This is a genomic window from Streptomyces sp. NPDC028298, from assembly GCF_055565895.1.
The window spans coordinates 1-14583 of the sequence record NZ_JBVHTL010000011.1; the positions used below are offsets into that span (position 1 = coordinate 1).

14 protein-coding genes are annotated in these 14583 nt (G+C 71.7%); 9 read left to right on the forward strand and 5 right to left on the reverse strand.

All coding sequences use genetic code 11. The features are described from left to right. The 7 genes from ACZ4TO_RS36340 to glgB form a co-directional block, all read left to right on the forward strand. Positions 1–354: alpha-glucosidase C-terminal domain-containing protein (locus ACZ4TO_RS36340; RefSeq protein ID WP_468026428.1), on the forward strand; the 354-nt coding region annotated here is incomplete at its 5' end. Between the two features lie 710 nt (positions 355–1064). Continuing rightward, complete coding sequence (locus tag ACZ4TO_RS36345) at positions 1065–1667, forward strand: signal peptidase I (protein WP_468026429.1); 603 nt, start codon at positions 1065–1067, stop codon at positions 1665–1667. Between the two features lie 126 nt (positions 1668–1793). Beyond that, on the forward strand, positions 1794–2342 hold the full coding sequence (locus tag ACZ4TO_RS36350; protein WP_382787253.1) for a hypothetical protein: 549 nt from the start codon (positions 1794–1796) through the stop codon (positions 2340–2342). 219 nt (positions 2343–2561) lie between these two features. Continuing rightward, entirely contained in the window at positions 2562–3059 is a 498-nt protein-coding gene (locus tag ACZ4TO_RS36355) for a hypothetical protein (RefSeq protein WP_382787255.1), read from the forward strand. A gap of 222 nt (positions 3060–3281) precedes the next feature. Then, positions 3282–3833, forward strand: coding sequence for a hypothetical protein (locus ACZ4TO_RS36360; RefSeq protein ID WP_468026430.1), 552 nt, complete (start codon positions 3282–3284; stop codon positions 3831–3833). 222 nt (positions 3834–4055) lie between these two features. After that, positions 4056–5462 carry a maltokinase N-terminal cap-like domain-containing protein gene (locus tag ACZ4TO_RS36365; protein ID WP_385049261.1) on the forward strand — a complete coding sequence of 469 codons (1407 nt, stop codon included), beginning with the start codon at positions 4056–4058 and terminating at the stop codon, positions 5460–5462. Between the two features lie 129 nt (positions 5463–5591). Beyond that, complete coding sequence (glgB, locus tag ACZ4TO_RS36370; RefSeq protein ID WP_468026537.1) at positions 5592–7823, forward strand: 1,4-alpha-glucan branching enzyme; 2232 nt, start codon at positions 5592–5594, stop codon at positions 7821–7823. Between the two features lie 69 nt (positions 7824–7892). On the opposite strand, the gene ACZ4TO_RS36375 is transcribed toward glgB, so the two are convergent. From ACZ4TO_RS36375 to ACZ4TO_RS36390, 4 genes are all read right to left on the reverse strand, one after another. Then, entirely contained in the window at positions 7893–10208 is a 2316-nt protein-coding gene (locus ACZ4TO_RS36375; protein ID WP_468026538.1) for a HelD family protein, read from the reverse strand. Between the two features lie 159 nt (positions 10209–10367). Beyond that, entirely contained in the window at positions 10368–10700 is a 333-nt protein-coding gene (locus tag ACZ4TO_RS36380) for a thioredoxin family protein (RefSeq protein ID WP_355762299.1), read from the reverse strand. Then, positions 10697–11125, reverse strand: coding sequence for a MerR family transcriptional regulator (locus tag ACZ4TO_RS36385; RefSeq protein ID WP_328448005.1), 429 nt, complete (start codon positions 11123–11125; stop codon positions 10697–10699). Before ACZ4TO_RS36385 ends, ACZ4TO_RS36380 begins: the two co-directional genes overlap by 4 nt. 66 nt (positions 11126–11191) lie before the next feature. Continuing rightward, a complete protein-coding gene (locus ACZ4TO_RS36390) occupies positions 11192–11713 on the reverse strand; it encodes an Lrp/AsnC family transcriptional regulator (RefSeq protein WP_382787264.1) in 522 nt (173 codons plus the stop codon). A gap of 147 nt (positions 11714–11860) precedes the next feature. Here ACZ4TO_RS36390 and ACZ4TO_RS36395 point away from each other — a divergent pair, with 147 nt between their 5' ends. Together ACZ4TO_RS36395 and ACZ4TO_RS36400 are read left to right on the forward strand one after the other, a co-directional pair. Further along, positions 11861–12763 (forward strand): NAD-dependent epimerase/dehydratase family protein, encoded by a 903-nt coding sequence (locus ACZ4TO_RS36395; protein ID WP_468026431.1) that lies wholly within the window; start codon positions 11861–11863, stop codon positions 12761–12763. Position 12764: 1 nt separating this feature from the next. Next, entirely contained in the window at positions 12765–13673 is a 909-nt protein-coding gene (locus tag ACZ4TO_RS36400; protein WP_468026432.1) for an aldo/keto reductase, read from the forward strand. On the opposite strand, the gene ACZ4TO_RS36405 is transcribed toward ACZ4TO_RS36400, so the two are convergent. Next, a complete protein-coding gene (locus ACZ4TO_RS36405; protein WP_382787270.1) occupies positions 13663–14427 on the reverse strand; it encodes a DUF2127 domain-containing protein in 765 nt (254 codons plus the stop codon). The genes ACZ4TO_RS36400 and ACZ4TO_RS36405 overlap by 11 nt on opposite strands. Between the last annotated feature and the right edge of the window lie 156 nt (positions 14428–14583).

A 14583-nucleotide genomic window follows, 5' to 3' on the forward strand; every position in this document is an offset into this window, starting at 1 on the left:
TCGCCCTCCTCGCTGCTCCACTGGACCCGCCGCATGATCGAGATCCGCAAACAGAACAAGGCATTCGGACTCGGCTCCTACACCGAACTCCCCTCGTCCAACCCCGCCGTCCTCGCCTTCCTGCGCGAGGCACCCTCGGTCGAGGGCGAGGAGGACGACGATCTGGTGCTGTGCGTGCACAACTTCTCCCGGTTCGCCCAGCCCACCGAGCTCGACCTGCGCGCCTTCAACGGCAGGCACCCGGTCGAGCTCATCGGCGGCGTGCGCTTCCCCGCCATCGGCGAACTGCCCTACCTGCTGACCCTCGCCGGCCACGGCTTCTACTGGTTCCGGCTCCGGAAGGAAGCCGGCTAGCAAGCCGCAATTCCCCGCAAAGGACGTCGTCCGGAGCCCGACCAGGGTTCCGGACGCGGCCGTTGGCCCTGGCCACGTCATGACATGCCCGCCGAATCCCGGCCTTCGGCCCGGCGTCCAACAGATCCGGGCACACCCCCCGGAAGCCGCAACTGCGGCCGTCTCACCCCCTTCAAACCGCCGGAACGTCACGTTTCGATAACGCGGCCTCCACACTTCATCCACACACTTCCCACCATGCGCACACACCCCTAATCTGATCTTGGCCGCCTCGACGGAGGCCACTCCCTGGGGGGGGGGAGTTCACGGCATGCGCACAGCGCGGGAGTGGATGAGATTGTCCAGGCCAGGTACCGCTTTATAGCGGCTCTTCGTCACGGCGGACCGGTGCCCCGCACCGACGGGCGGCCTCATGGCCGGCCGGCCCCCGGCCCGACGTCGTGCGCATTTCGTGAAGACCGCGGCGACGGGACGACCCGGGAACCCGCTCTGTCTCCCGGACAAGGGCCCGTCCTGTCGCCGCCCTCCGTCCGACCCGCACTCGGACACGGAGATCCCGCGGACTCCGCGGCTCTTCCCCCAGCCGGCGCGGGGGATGCGCAAGCCCCCGAGCGACATTCCCCCGCGCCTCCCCGGAGGCTCCGCGACCTCGCTTCTCCGCGCGTCTCCGCGCGCTCCACAGGCCCGAACTCGTCCGCAGGAGAGAACAGTTGAAGCTGGCAGTACGCAGTGCGACGGCGGAGCCCGCCAGGACGCCGGCCGCCGAGCGGCCGCCCCGGCGCCGGCACTGGGCCCACCGGGTCCTCTCGGCCCTGCTGAGTCTCGTGGTCGTCCTGCTCGCCGTCGGCTTCGCGGTGGCGGCGGTCGCGGTCAAGTCCGGTAAATGGGAGGCCAGTTCGGTTCTCAGCGGCAGCATGGAGCCGAAGCTGCCGACCGGAAGCGTCGTGATCGCGCAGCGGGAGCCGGTGACGTCACTGAAGGTCGGTGACATCGTTATCTTCCACCGCCCGGACGAGCCGGACCGCCAGGTCGTCCACCGGATCGTGAAGATCACGCGCTCCGCGCAGGGCCCGGTCCTCGAGACCAAGGGCGACGCCAACCGGACCAAGGACCCGTGGCACGTCCGTCCCAAGGACGACACCGCCTGGATCGTCCGCCACGACGTGCCGTACATCGGCTACGTCGTCACCTCGATCCACACCGAAACCGGCTTCAGGGTGCTGCTCGGCGCAGCCGCCGTGCTGATCGTGGGCGGCACCGTCGTCCTGCTGTGGCGCCCGAAGAAGCCCACCCCACAGACCACCACCCCATAGGGCGACGGGATCCCTTCCCGTGACACGACGCCGGGCGGCACCCAGCCAGTGGGCCGCCAGGAGGAGCCGCGTCCTGCCCTGGGCGCAAGCCCGAAGCCTCACCCATCCAACAGAAGGGCCCACACCGTGGCCATTACCGCCAAGAAGAAGACGATCGCCGCCGCCGCGATCGCCGTCGGCAGCCTCGCCCTCATCGGCGCCGGCGCCGGCGCCACCTTCACCGACACGGTCACCGCGCAGACGGACCTGCGCTCCGGCCACGCCGACCTCAACATCGTCAAGGCCGAAGGCGCCACCTCGGCGTACGACGGTGTCGCGCCGCACGCCACCTACACCTGGGGCGGCACGTCGGCCTGGAACATCGTGTCCGGCAACTACGCCGTCCTCGAGGGCGAGCAGCTCCTGGGCTCCTCCACCAGCCGTCTGGTCACCAACTTCACCGTCGAGAACGACGGCACCGCCGGTGCGGGCGTCGCGTTCGACGTCGTGAAGAGCGGCGACCTGGGCGGCGCCCTCAACGTGAAGGTGACGCGCGTCGACGCCGCCACCGACACGACCTGGCTGAACAAGGGCGCCAAGGCCACCTACAAGGTGGAGATCGAGGTCAAGAACCTCGACAACTCCTGGCAGAACCTGACCGGTTCGGTCGCCGTCAAGGTCACCGCCACCTCCTGATCCACCCCCGCGTGAGTGGGCCGGAGCGGTTTCCGACCGCTTCCATCGGCCGGAACCTCCGGCCCACCCCGCGAAACGCCCTGGTCCAGTGACCACAGACCCGCCGTGGGATTGCCCTCCCGCGGCGGGTTCAGGCGCTGCACCCACCCTACGGGGACACCGGCCGGGCCGGGCGGACGCCCTCGCACGCCGGAGCCCCGCTCCCGAGAGGTCCTTCACATGGCCATTTCCAACAAGAAGAAGGCCGTCGCCGTCGCGGCGATCCTGGCCGGCAGCATCGGTCTGGTGAGCATCGGCAGCAGCGCCGTGTTCACCGACACCGTGACCGCCGAGTCCACGGTCAAGGCCGGTACGGCGAAGATCTCGATCCAGGCCGACGGCTGGGCGATCGGCGACGACGGCCACTCGGCCACGCTCGAGAAGCCGCTGCTGATCACCTCGTCGACGCAGGACATCGCCGTCCCGCTCAACAACTCCAACCTCACCGTCTGGAACCACGGCGACATTCCCGTGAAGTTCGACGCGAGCGTGGCGCGTACGGGCGACCTCGACGTCAAGGTCTCGCTGGAGCGCACCGGCGGGGACACCGACGGGTCCGACACGGTCGCGCCCGGCCAGTACGTCCAGTACCGCGTCGTCATCAAGGCCACGAACCTCGGCAACGAGTCCTCCGGCAAGACGGCCAAGGTCACCTTCCGCGTCGACGCCACCGCCTGATCCGGGCGCGTCCCACGCGAACCCCCAGCCCACCCGGTCCGCTCCGGCCTCGCGCCGGACGGGCCGGGTGGGCCAAGGCGTTCACCGCCATGGCACCCCTTCACCGGGGCGCAGACCCGACCCCAGCTCAATCAGAAGGGCGCTACACCAATGGCCATCTCCGACCGGAGAAAGATCGCGGCGGTACTCGTACTGGCCGCGGGAGGCATTGGCCTTGTCGGCGTGAGCAGCGGCGCCACGTTCACCAGCGCCGTGACAGGGTCCTTCACGGTCGAGGCGGACTTCCCTCCCACCCCGACACCCACGCCCACTCCCACTCCGACGTCCACCCCGACGCCCACCCCGACGCCCACTGCCACGCCCACCCCGACGCCTACTCCCACGCCCACTCCCACGAAGACCGCCAGGCTGCAGACCGCCGCCCTGAACTCCAGCGACTGGTTCACGAGCGCCGCCCCGGTCTTCACGTACAAGAACAAGGAGATCGAGTTCACCGGTAGCGGCGCCAAGATGGTCGGTGGCTTCACGGTGCGGAACACCGGTGACATCGACCTGTCGGTCACGGCCACGCTCAGCCTGCCCTCCGACCTCGTCGGGAAGGTCACGGCACAGGTCCGGCTGGTCAAGGGCACGACGGTGCTGAAGGCGGCGGCCGATCAGCAGGGTGAGTCCGCCGAGTACGAACTCTGGCTCACGCCCAGGAAGTCGGGCGACAAGATCTCCAAGGACCACGCGAAGGACATCCGCCTCACCTTCGCCTACACCACCACCTGACCCGGGTCCCCCCGGTCCGGTCCCTCGTGGCACGGGCGGAGTGAACGGCGCACGGGTGTCCAGGTCTGGTGTCGTGCACCGGAATTGGACACCCTTGTGCCGTGTCCGAGGGAAATCTCCCGGGCCCACCCGACCGAAAAGGCCCCCGGGCGGGGCGGTTTCCACGGCGCCGGTCGGGGCACGCATACGTAACACCCCGACCACGGGGAAAGGACGCGACCCATGTCGGAAGCCGTCACACGCACCGCGCCCCCAGGTCCCGGCCTTCTGGCCTCCCTCGATCCCCTGCTGCGCGACTGGCTGCCGCGGCAGCGCTGGTTCGCCGGCAAGGGACGGCCCGTCACCGGCCTCTCGGCGGTCGCCGCCACCGAGTTGCTGCCGGCGAAGGGCCCGCTCGGGCTGTTCCACCTGCTGACGCGGGCCCATCAGCCGCCCGTGCCGGGCGCCCCGGCCGTCCCCGGCGACTGCTACCAGTTACTGATCGGTGTACGCGAGGCGCTGCCGCCGAGGCTCGCCCCGGCGCTGATCGGGCACCTGACCGAGGGGCCCCTCGCCGGACGCACGGTGTACGAGGCCCTGTACGACCCCCAGCCCGCCGATGTGCTCCTGGAGGCCCTGCGCTCCCGGGCCCGCATCGGCGGGCTGCGTTTCGAGCGGGACACCGGACGGGAGATACGGCCCGGCCTCGTACCGCGGATGATGACCGCCGAGCAGTCCAACTCGTCCGTCGTGTACGGGGACAAGTTCATCCTCAAGCTGCTGCGCCGCGTCGTCCCCGGGATCAACCCCGACCTCGAACTGCCGCTGGCCCTGGCCCGCGAGGGCTGTTCCCGGGTTCCGGCACCCACGGCCTGGATGCGGACCGAGCTGTCCGGACAGTCGTACGTCCTCGGCGTGCTCCAGCCGTTCGTGCAGGGCGCCTCGGACGGCTGGGAGCTGGCACTGCGCGAACTCGCCAAGGGCGAGGACTTCGCCGCCGAGGCGCGGGCTCTGGGACGGGCCACCGCCGAGGTGCACACGGCGCTGGCCCGCGCGCTGCCCGTGGTGACCCTGGGCAACGCCCAGGTGCGGCCGCTCGTCGACGCGATGACCGAGCGGCTGGACGCCGCCGCGCAGGCGGTGCCCGTGCTCCGGCCCCACGCACCCGGTCTGCGGACGGCGTTCGAGGCGCTGGCCGACCTGTCCGCCGAGGGCCACACGTGGACGGCGCAGCGCGTCCACGGCGATCTGCATCTCGGCCAGTGTCTGCGCTCCCCGGACGGCGGGTGGTCGCTCATCGACTTCGAGGGCGAACCGTCGAAACCCCTCGCCGAGCGCCGGATGCCCCAGCCCCCGGCACGTGACATCGCGGGCATGCTCCGCTCCTTCGACTACGCGGCCCACTCCGTGCCCCAGGCGCCGGGCGCGGCCGGGGCACCGGCGCAGTCCGGCTGGGCCGACACGTGCCGGGCCGCCTACTGCACCGGATACGCCGAGGTCAGCGGCTTCGACCCGCGCACGGACCCCGTATTACTGCGTGCCTTCGAGACGGACAAGGCGGTGTACGAGGTCGTGTACGAGGCCCGGCACCGCCCGGACTGGCTGCCGGTTCCGCTCGCGGCGGTACGGCGGCTGGCCGCATCACCCTGATCCCCCTGTGCCCTGCCCCCAGCTCGACCGCCCGAGGAGGCCCTGCCCGTGACGCCCCGCCCCCGGCCCGACGACACTCCGAAGAAGACCAGCGCGAACGAACCGGCCCCCGAAGACACGAGGCCCGCCGTGCTGCCGGCGGCCGGCGGCGATGTCCCCGTCGCACCGGCGCATCCCGCCGGTCTCGGCGCGGCGGACCGCCTGCGGCTGCTCGACGGCACGCACCACGATCCGCACGGGGTGCTCGGCGCCCATCCGATGCCGGACGGCGTCGCCTTCCGGGCCTTTCGCCCGTACGCGCTCGGGGTCACGGTCGTGACGGACGAGCTGCGCGCGGAACTGCGCGACGACGGGGACGGGTTCTTCTCGGGGCTGCTGCCGTTGCGCGCGGTCCCCGACACGTACCGGCTGGTCGTGGCCTACGAGGGGACGGTGCTGGAGACCGAGGACGCGTACCGGTTCCTGCCCGCGCTCGGCGAGCTGGATCTGCATCTGATCGGCGAGGGCCGGCACGAGGAGCTGTGGCGGGCGCTCGGCGCCGAGCCGATGGAGCACCAGGGCGTCACCGGAACGCGGTTCACGGTGTGGGCCCCGAACGCGCGCGGGGTGCGGCTGGCCGGAGGCTTCAACTTCTGGGACGGCACGGGCCATCCGATGCGGTCACTGGGCTCCTCCGGGGTGTGGGAGCTGTTCGTTCCGGGGATCGGGGAGGGCGAGCTCTACAAGTTCGACATCGCCCGCCCCGACGGCTCCCGCACCCTGCGCGCGGACCCGATGGCCCGCCGCACCGAGGCGCCGCCCGCCACCTCGTCGGTCGTCCACGCCTCCCACCACAAGTGGCGCGACACGGAGTGGATGGAGAGGAGGGCCGACCGGCCGGCCCACGAGGCGCCGTTCTCGGTGTACGAGGTGCATCTCCCGTCATGGCGTCCTGGTCTGACCTACCATCAACTGGCGGACCAGCTTCCCGCCTACGTCACGGACCTCGGCTTCACCCATGTCGAGCTGATGCCCGTCGCCGAGCATCCCTTCGGCGGCTCGTGGGGGTATCAGGTCACCGGGTTCTACGCGCCCACCGCGCGCCTGGGCACCCCGGACGACTTCAAGCACCTCGTCGACGCCCTGCACCGGGCCGGGGTCGGGGTCCTCATGGACTGGGTGCCCGCGCACTTCCCCCGCGACGAGTGGGCGCTCGCCGAGTTCGACGGCCGCCCGCTGTACGAACACGCCGACCCCCGGCGCGCCGACCACCCCGACTGGGGCACCCTCGAATTCGACTACGGCCGCCGCGAGGTCCGCAACTTCCTCGTCGCCAACGCGACGTACTGGTGCGAGGAGTTCCACATCGACGGCCTGCGGGTCGACGCCGTCGCCTCCATGCTCTATCTGGACTACTCCCGCGAGCCCGGCCAGTGGGTCCCCAACGAACACGGCGGGCGCGAGAACCTGGACGCGGTGGCGTTCCTGCAGGAGATGAACGCCACCGTCTACCGCCGCAATCCCGGTGTCGTCACCGTCGCCGAGGAGTCCACCGCCTGGGACGGCGTCACCCGGGCCACCCACCACACCGGCCCCGGAGGCTTCGGCGGTCTGGGGTTCGGGCTGAAGTGGAACATGGGGTGGATGCACGACTCGCTGGACTACGTGTCCCACGACCCGGTGCACCGCAAGTACCACCACGACGAGATGACCTTCTCGATGGTGTACGCGTACAGCGAGAACTACGTCCTGCCGATCTCCCACGACGAGGTCGTGCACGGCAAACGCTCGCTGGTCTCCAAGATGCCCGGCGACTGGTGGCAGCAGCGCGCCAACGTCCGCGCCTACCTCGCCTTCATGTGGGCCCACCCCGGCAAGCAACTCCTCTTCATGGGGCAGGAGTTCGCCCAGGGCGCGGAGTGGTCGGAGGCGCACGGCCCGGACTGGTGGCTCCTCGACCCGGCCTACGGCGCCGAGCCCGACCACCGTGGCGTGCGGGACCTCGTCCGCGACCTCAACACCGTCTACCGGCACGAACCCGCGCTGTGGGAACGCGACACGGACCCGTCCGGCTTCTCCTGGATCACCGGTGACTCGGCCGACGACAACGTGTTCGCGTTTCTGCGTCACGCGGCCGACGGCACCCCGCTGCTCGCCGTCTCGCACTTCTCCCCCGCCGTCCGCCACGGCTACCGCCTCGGCGTCCCCGAGGAGATCCCGGCCTGGCACGAGGTCCTCAACACCGACACCGCGAAGTACGGCGGCGGCGACGTCACCAACCCCGACCCGGTCAAACCCGAACCCACGGGCTGGCACGGCCGCGCGGCCAGCATCCAGCTCACCCTGCCGCCCCTCGCGACCGTGTGGCTGCGGCCCGCCTAGGACCCCTCCGGGTGGCGCGGTCCGCGCCCAGGTTCCCGGCGGACGCACCGCCGGGAACCGGGCGGGGCCTCACTCCAGACCCGTGCCGCGCAGCGAGGCCGGCAGCTCGCCGGTGTACAGGACGCCCAGCGACTGGGTGGCCCTGGTCAGCGCCACGTACAGGTCGCTCGTCCCGTACGACGCGGGCTCGACCACCAGGACGGAGTCGAACTCGAGACCCTTGGCCTGCCGGGGGTCGAGGAGGACGACCGTGTGGGTGAGGTCGGGTTCGCCGCCCGCCGTCACCCCGTCCAGCCGCGCGGCGAGCGCGGAGTGCAGGTCCCGGGGCGCGATCACCGCGAGCCGGCCCTCGGCCGGGGTCAGTTCGGCGACGGCCTTGGCGACCGCGCCGGGCAGGTCGTCCCCGGCCTCCCGCGCCCAGGGCCTCACCCCGGTGGACCGCACGGAGCGCGGCGGCTCGAACCCGGGGCGCTCGGCCCGTACGACACCGGCGGCGACGTCCATGATCTCGGACGGGGTGCGGTAGTTGACGCCGAGCCGGGTGTGCTCCCAGCGGTCCTGCACGTAGGGGGCGAGGATCTCCTCCCACGAGCCGACCCCGGCCGCCTCCGCGGTCTGCGCGGGGTCGCCGACGAGCGTCATGGAGCGCGTGGGGCTGCGGCGCATCAGCAGCCGCCACGCCATCGGCGACAGCTCCTGCGCCTCGTCCACGATGATGTGGCCGAAGGCCCACGTCCGGTCGGCGGCGGCGCGCTCGGCGGCGCTGCGGTGGTCGTCCTCCTCGTGCCGCTCGGCCATCCGCTCGGCGTCGATGATGTTGTGCGCGGACAGGATCTCGGAGTCCTCCTCGTCCTTGTCGTCGAACTCGTACGTCCGCGAGGCGTAGGAGACGTCCAGCACGCCCTGTGCGTAGGCGATCTGCGTACGGCGCTCCCGGTCGGCCAGCGCGCGGGCGACCCGGTCGTCCTCGCCGAGGAGTTCGGCCGCCTCGTCCAGCAGCGGGACGTCCGCGGCGGTCCAGTCGCGGGCCCCGGTCGAGGGGCGCAGGATGGCCGCCGCGTCCTCGTCGGGGACGTAGCCGTAGGGGTCGGCCAGGAAGTCGGCGATGAGCCGCCGCGGGGTCAGTCTCGGCCACAACTGGTCGATCGCCGACCAGACTTCGGGGTTCTCGGCGAGTTCGTCGCGGATCTGGGTGATGTCGCTGGGGTCGAGGAGGTTGGAGCCGTCGAAGGGGTCCGTGCCGATGCGTTCGGCGAGCATGTCGGTGAGGGTGTTGAGGATGTGGCCCTCGAAGTGTTCACGGGCCATGTTGTGGGGCAGACCGGCCGCGCGGGTGCGGTCCCGGGCGACCCGGACGAGGCCCGCGTCGAGCATCAGGACGTCCCGGTCGTGCTCGATGGCGATCACCGGGTCGGGCAGGGCCTGCCGGTCCCGGACGACCTCGGCGAGGACGTCGGCCATCCGGGCGCGGCCCTTCACGGCGGCCGCCTCCGGGGTGTCGGCGGCGGTCGCGTGGACGCCGGGGAAGAGTTCGCCGACGGTGGAGAGCAGCACGCCGGTCTCGCCGAGCGAGGGCAGCACCTCGCCGATGTAGCCGAGGAAGGCCGGATTGGGGCCGACGATCAGGACGGCCCGCTTGGCGAGCAGTTCGCGGTGCTCGTACAGGAGGTAGGCGGCGCGGTGCAGGGCGACGGCGGTCTTGCCGGTGCCGGGTCCGCCCTCGACGACCATGACGCCCCGGTGCGGTGCGCGGATGATCCGGTCCTGCTCGGCCTGGATGGTCTGCACGATGTCGCTCATGCGGCCGGTGCGGGCCGAGTTGAGCGCGGCGAGCAGCACGGCGTCGCCGGACGGGTCCTCGTGGCCGGTGCGTTCGCGGTCGCCGAGGTCGAGGATCTCGTCGTGCAGGTCGGTGACGTGCCGTCCGGCGGTGCCGATGTGCCGGCGGCGGCGCAGGCCCATCGGGGTGTGTCCGGTGGCCAGGTAGAAGGGGCGGGCGACCGGGGCCCGCCAGTCGATGAGGATCGGGGTGCGCTCGACGTCGTCGGCGCGGATGCCGATGCGGCCGATGTGGTGGCTGACGCCTGCGGCGGGCGCCCCTGCCACGGGGGACAGGTCGATGCGGCCGAAGCAGAGCGAGCCGTCCACGGCGTTCAGCGCGGCCAGCAGTCCCGAGCGTTCGGCGACCAGGACGTCCCGTTCGAGGCGGGCCTGCATGGGGGTGTTGCCCTGGGCGAGCGCGTCCTCGACGGAGTCCTCGGTGGCACCGCGCAAGGCGTCCACACGCGCGTACAACCCGTCGATGAATTCCTGCTCACTTCGCAGTTCATCGTCGGGGAATTCTGTGTGCGATCCCTTGTTTGACAATTCTGCTCCCGCCCGGATATACTGCGCCTACTGAACTTCTTCGCGACCCGAATCTTCGAAGTCGCGAATCATTGAATATACGCAAAGAAATCCCCCGGACGCAATTGTCCAGGGGATTTTTTGTGTGCCGGGAGCGCGCCGCCGGGGGCCTGGTGCCGGGTTCTCCGCCGGGTGGGCTCAGAGCACGTCGGCCAGCTCCTGGAGCAGCCGTCGCTTGGCCCGGGCTCCCACCATCGACTTCACGGGCTCACCGGCACGGAAGACCATGAACGTCGGCATCGAGAGCACGCCGTACGCCAGGGTCGTCTCCGGATTGGTGTCGACGTCGAGCTGGACCACCTTGAACCGGTCGGCCTCCTCGAAGGCCAGCTCGCTGAGCACGGGGCCCATCTGCCGGCACGGCGGGCACCAGTCGGCCGTGAACTCCACCAGCACGGGCAGATCCGAGCCGATCACCTCCGCCCCGAAGTCCGCGTCCGTCACCTCGGCCACGCCTGTCGCCCTGATCATCGCGTCCGCCCTCCCAGTTCGCACACGGGTTCCGGACCGCCCGGAACCTCCGCGTCGGCCGCCAGCTCGTCACGGGCCCGCTCCGCCCGCGCGAGCTGCTCGCCGACCTGCGCCCGCACCGACCGCAGCTCGTCGATGAGCGCGTCGAGCTCGCCGAGCTTGCGCCGGTAGACGTCCAGCGACGCCGGGCACGAGTCGCCCTCAGGATGCCCGGCCCGCAGACACTCCACGAACGGCCGCGTCTCCTCCAGGTCGAACCCGAAGTCCTGAAGCGTCCTGATCTGCCGGAGCAGCCGCAGATCGTGCTCGTCGTACGTGCGGTACCCGTTCTCGCCCCGCCGCGCGGGCAGCAGCCCCCGCGACTCGTAGTAGCGCAGGGTCCGCGTGGTCGTCCCGGCCCGTGCGGCCAGCTCGCCGATTCGCATGTCCCCGACGGTAGTCCTTGACGCCGACGTCAAGGCAAGGGTCCGCCGGGGGCGCCCCGGCGGACGTCAGCGTGAGGTGCGCGGCAGCAGCGGTTTGCGGTCCACCGGGGACGACAGCACGATCGAGGTCGTCGTCCGCCCCAGCGCGGAGGTCTGTTCCAGGACGTCCTCCAGGTGGATGGTGTCCTCGACGGCGACCTTGAGGATCCAGCAGTCCTCGCCGACGACGTGGTGGGCCTCGGTGACCTCGGGGCGGGCCAGCAGTTCCAGCGTCCTCGGGTGCTTCAGCGTGTACCCGCCGTGCGGATCGACGCGGATGAAGGCCTGGATGCCGTAGCCGAGGCGGGACGCCGAGACCTGGGCGCCGTAGCCGGTGATCGCTCCGGCCGCCTCCAGCCGGCGCACCCGCTCCGCGACGGCGGCCGGGCTCAGCCGGACGCGGCGGCCCAGTTCGCTGAGTTTGATGCGGCCCTCGCTCTGGAGCAGTTCCAGGATCTGCCGGTCGAGCGCGTCGAAGCCCACCGGCGTTTCGCCGGAGACGGCGCGCGGATGCCGTGTTTCTTTCGGTGCGACTGCCGGATCTCCCATGTCTCCCCCTTCGGTCCCGGCCCCTGCGACGGGAGAATTATGACCACAGGCCGAAGCACCGTGAACGCCCGGCGAAACGGTGCCCGGCACGGGGAGCGGTACGCACGGGTGGCCGCGGCACGGGTGCGGGGAATTGGGGAGGTCGACGTGCGGGAGATCTGCGTCATCGGCGGGAACCGGTATTTCGGAAAACGTCTCATAGCCCGGCTCGTGGCGGCGGGCGACCGGGTCACCGTCGTCAATCGCGGCTCCTCCGCGCCGCCCGCCGGGACGGTCCATCTGATCGCCGACCGCGACGACGAGGAGTCCCTGGAGAAGGCGCTGGGGTCACGGGTGTTCGACGTCGTCGTCGACCAGGTCTGCTACACGCCGCGGCAGGCGGAGATCGCCCGCCGGGTCTTCGCGGGGCGCACGCGCCGGTACGTGATGACGTCGACCGTCGAGGTCTACGAGTACGAGGACACGGCGGACCCGGTCGGCGAGGACGCCGTCGACGCCCGCACGGTCGCCGTCGACCCCGGACTCCCCTGGGACGACGCGGAGTTCCTGGACGCGCACTACGGCGAGGGCAAGCGGCAGGCCGAGGCGGTGTTCGCGGCCGCTCCCGCGTTCCCGTACGTGGCCGTGCGCGTCGCCCATGTGCTGGGCGGGGCCGACGACTTCACGGGCCGGCTGGAGCACTACGCCGACCGGATCGGCGCGGGCGAGGCGATCGCGGTGCCCGCCGTGAACCACCCGGCGACCTACATCCACGTCGAGGAGATCGCCGACTTCATGTTCTGGACGGTCGGCGAGGACTTCACCGGCCCGGTCAACGCGGCCTCCCACGGGACGCTGACCACAGGGGAGTTGTGCGAGGCGATCGCCGCGCGCGTCCCGGCGGGCCGGACGGTCCTGGAGGCCGTCGAGGTGGGCGGGATCTCCCCCTTCTCCTTCCGCCGTTCCTACGGCATGGACAACTCCCGGGCCGCGCGGCTCGGTTTCCCCTTCGGCGAGGCGCGGGCCTGGCTGCCGCGCGCCGTGGCCGAGACGCTCGGAAAGGACGACTGACATGCGGTACCGCACCCTGGGCGGGCTCCGGGTGAGCGCGGTGGGGCTCGGCGCGATGCCTTTGTCCATCGAGGGACGGCCGGACGAGGCCCGGGCCCTGGCGACGGTGCACGCGGCCCTCGACGCGGGCGTCACACTCGTCGACACGGCGGACTCGTACCACCTGCCCGGCGGCGAGGCGGGCCACAACGAACGGCTCGTGGCCCGCGCCCTGGCGACGTACGGGGGTGACACCTCCGACGTCCTGGTGGCCACGAAGGGCGGCCGGGGCAGACCCGCGGACGGCTCCTGGACGGTGAACGGCTCCCCGCGTCACCTCAAGGCGGCGGCCGAGGCCTCCCTGAAGCGGCTGGGCCTGGAGGCGATCGGCCTCTACCAGCTCCACAAGCCCGATCCCGCCGTCCCCTTCGAGGACTCCGTGGGCGCCCTGCGCGAGCTGATCGACGCGGGCACGATCCGGCTGGCCGGCGTATCCAACACCGACGCGGACCAGATCCGCCGGGCCCACGCGATCCTCGGCGACCGGCTGGTCTCGGTCCAGAACCGGTACTCCCCCGCGGTGCGCGACAGCGACCCGGAACTGCGCCTCTGCGCCGAGCTGGGACTCGCCTTCCTGCCCTGGAGCCCGCTGGGCGGCATCTCCCGCAGTTCCCTGGACGGCCCGTCCGGCGGCGGGAGCGCCGACGGTTCGCGGGAGCGGTTCGAGGCCTTTCGCGCGGTGGCGCGGGAGCACGCCGTGAGCCCTCAGCGGGTGGCCCTCGCCTGGCTGTCGGCGCTCGCCCCCACGGTCATCCCGGTCCCTGGAGCCTCCCGCCCGCAGAGCGCCCGGGACTCCGCCCTGGCCGCCGACCTGGTGCTGGGCCCGGAGGACCTGGCCCGGCTGGACGCGGCCGGCCCGCTCAGACCATGACCCCGGCGGACTCCTCCACCTCCAGCAGGGACGCGCTCTGCCGCTCCGCCTCGAACGCCCTGTGTCCGCCGCGCAGGCCGAACAGCCGTTTGGCGAGGGCGATGTAGAGGACGGCCAGGATGTTCAGGACCAGCGTCGCGATCTTCAGCCAGCTGATGTGCTCGGTGAGCTCGTAGATCTCCAGCGGGAGGAACGCGGCGGTGGCGACGACCGTCAGGTACTCGGCCCAGCGCTTGGCGTACCAGAGCCCGACCGCCTCGATGATCTCGACCAGCGCGTACGCCAGCAGCAGGCCCGCGACCAGCAGCAGCGTGGAGTGCTTGTAGCCGAAGGTCTTCTGGATGGTGCCGACGACGGGCGAGTGGTCGAGGTCGTAGTGGAAGTGCCGGAAGACCGGCCTGAGGACGTCGAGGTACTCGTCGAACAGCCTGCGCACGGCGTCCTGGCTGTTGCTGAACTTCCACACGGCGGCCGCGACCAGCACGATGAACACTCCGCGCACGGCCCGCTCGATCGCCAGGAAGCGCAGGATGAACAGGTCGCGGAGCACCTTGCCGCGCGGGACCAGGGGTGCCTCGGCGGCCGGTCCGCTGCCGTGCGGGGCGCCGAGCGCGAAGTCGCCGCAGCGCAGGCAGCGCCAGACCTCCCCGAGCGCGGTCTCGGCGTGCAGCCGCACCCGCAGACGCGGGTCGTCCGGCGCGTAGGTGACGTGCCCCTTGCGCGCGCACGTGCGCCGGTCCCAGTCGATCTTCATGCTCGGTGTCCTCCGCAGAACGTGCCGTGGGGGGGGGGGGGGGGGGGGGGGGGGGGGGGGGGGGGGGGGTGGGCGAGGGGGGGGGGGGGGGGGGGGGAAGGGGGGGGGGGGGGGGGGGAGGGGGGGGGGGGGGGGGGGGTTTGTCCCCTCCCCCCT

What these genes read in the sequence shown, in the direction of transcription:
- ACZ4TO_RS36355 (WP_382787255.1), top strand. Translation starts at nt 2,562, where the DNA reads ATGGCCATTTCCAACAAGAAGAAGGCCGTCGCCGTCGCGGCGATCCTG.
- ACZ4TO_RS36365 (WP_385049261.1), top strand. Translation starts at nt 4,056, where the DNA reads ATGTCGGAAGCCGTCACACGCACCGCGCCCCCAGGTCCCGGCCTTCTG.
- ACZ4TO_RS36380 (WP_355762299.1), bottom strand. Translation starts at nt 10,700, where the DNA reads ATGATCAGGGCGACAGGCGTGGCCGAGGTGACGGACGCGGACTTCGGG.
- ACZ4TO_RS36385 (WP_328448005.1), bottom strand. Translation starts at nt 11,125, where the DNA reads ATGCGAATCGGCGAGCTGGCCGCACGGGCCGGGACGACCACGCGGACC.
- ACZ4TO_RS36390 (WP_382787264.1), bottom strand. Translation starts at nt 11,713, where the DNA reads ATGGGAGATCCGGCAGTCGCACCGAAAGAAACACGGCATCCGCGCGCC.
- ACZ4TO_RS36400 (WP_468026432.1), top strand. Translation starts at nt 12,765, where the DNA reads ATGCGGTACCGCACCCTGGGCGGGCTCCGGGTGAGCGCGGTGGGGCTC.
- ACZ4TO_RS36405 (WP_382787270.1), bottom strand. Translation starts at nt 14,427, where the DNA reads ATGAAGATCGACTGGGACCGGCGCACGTGCGCGCGCAAGGGGCACGTC.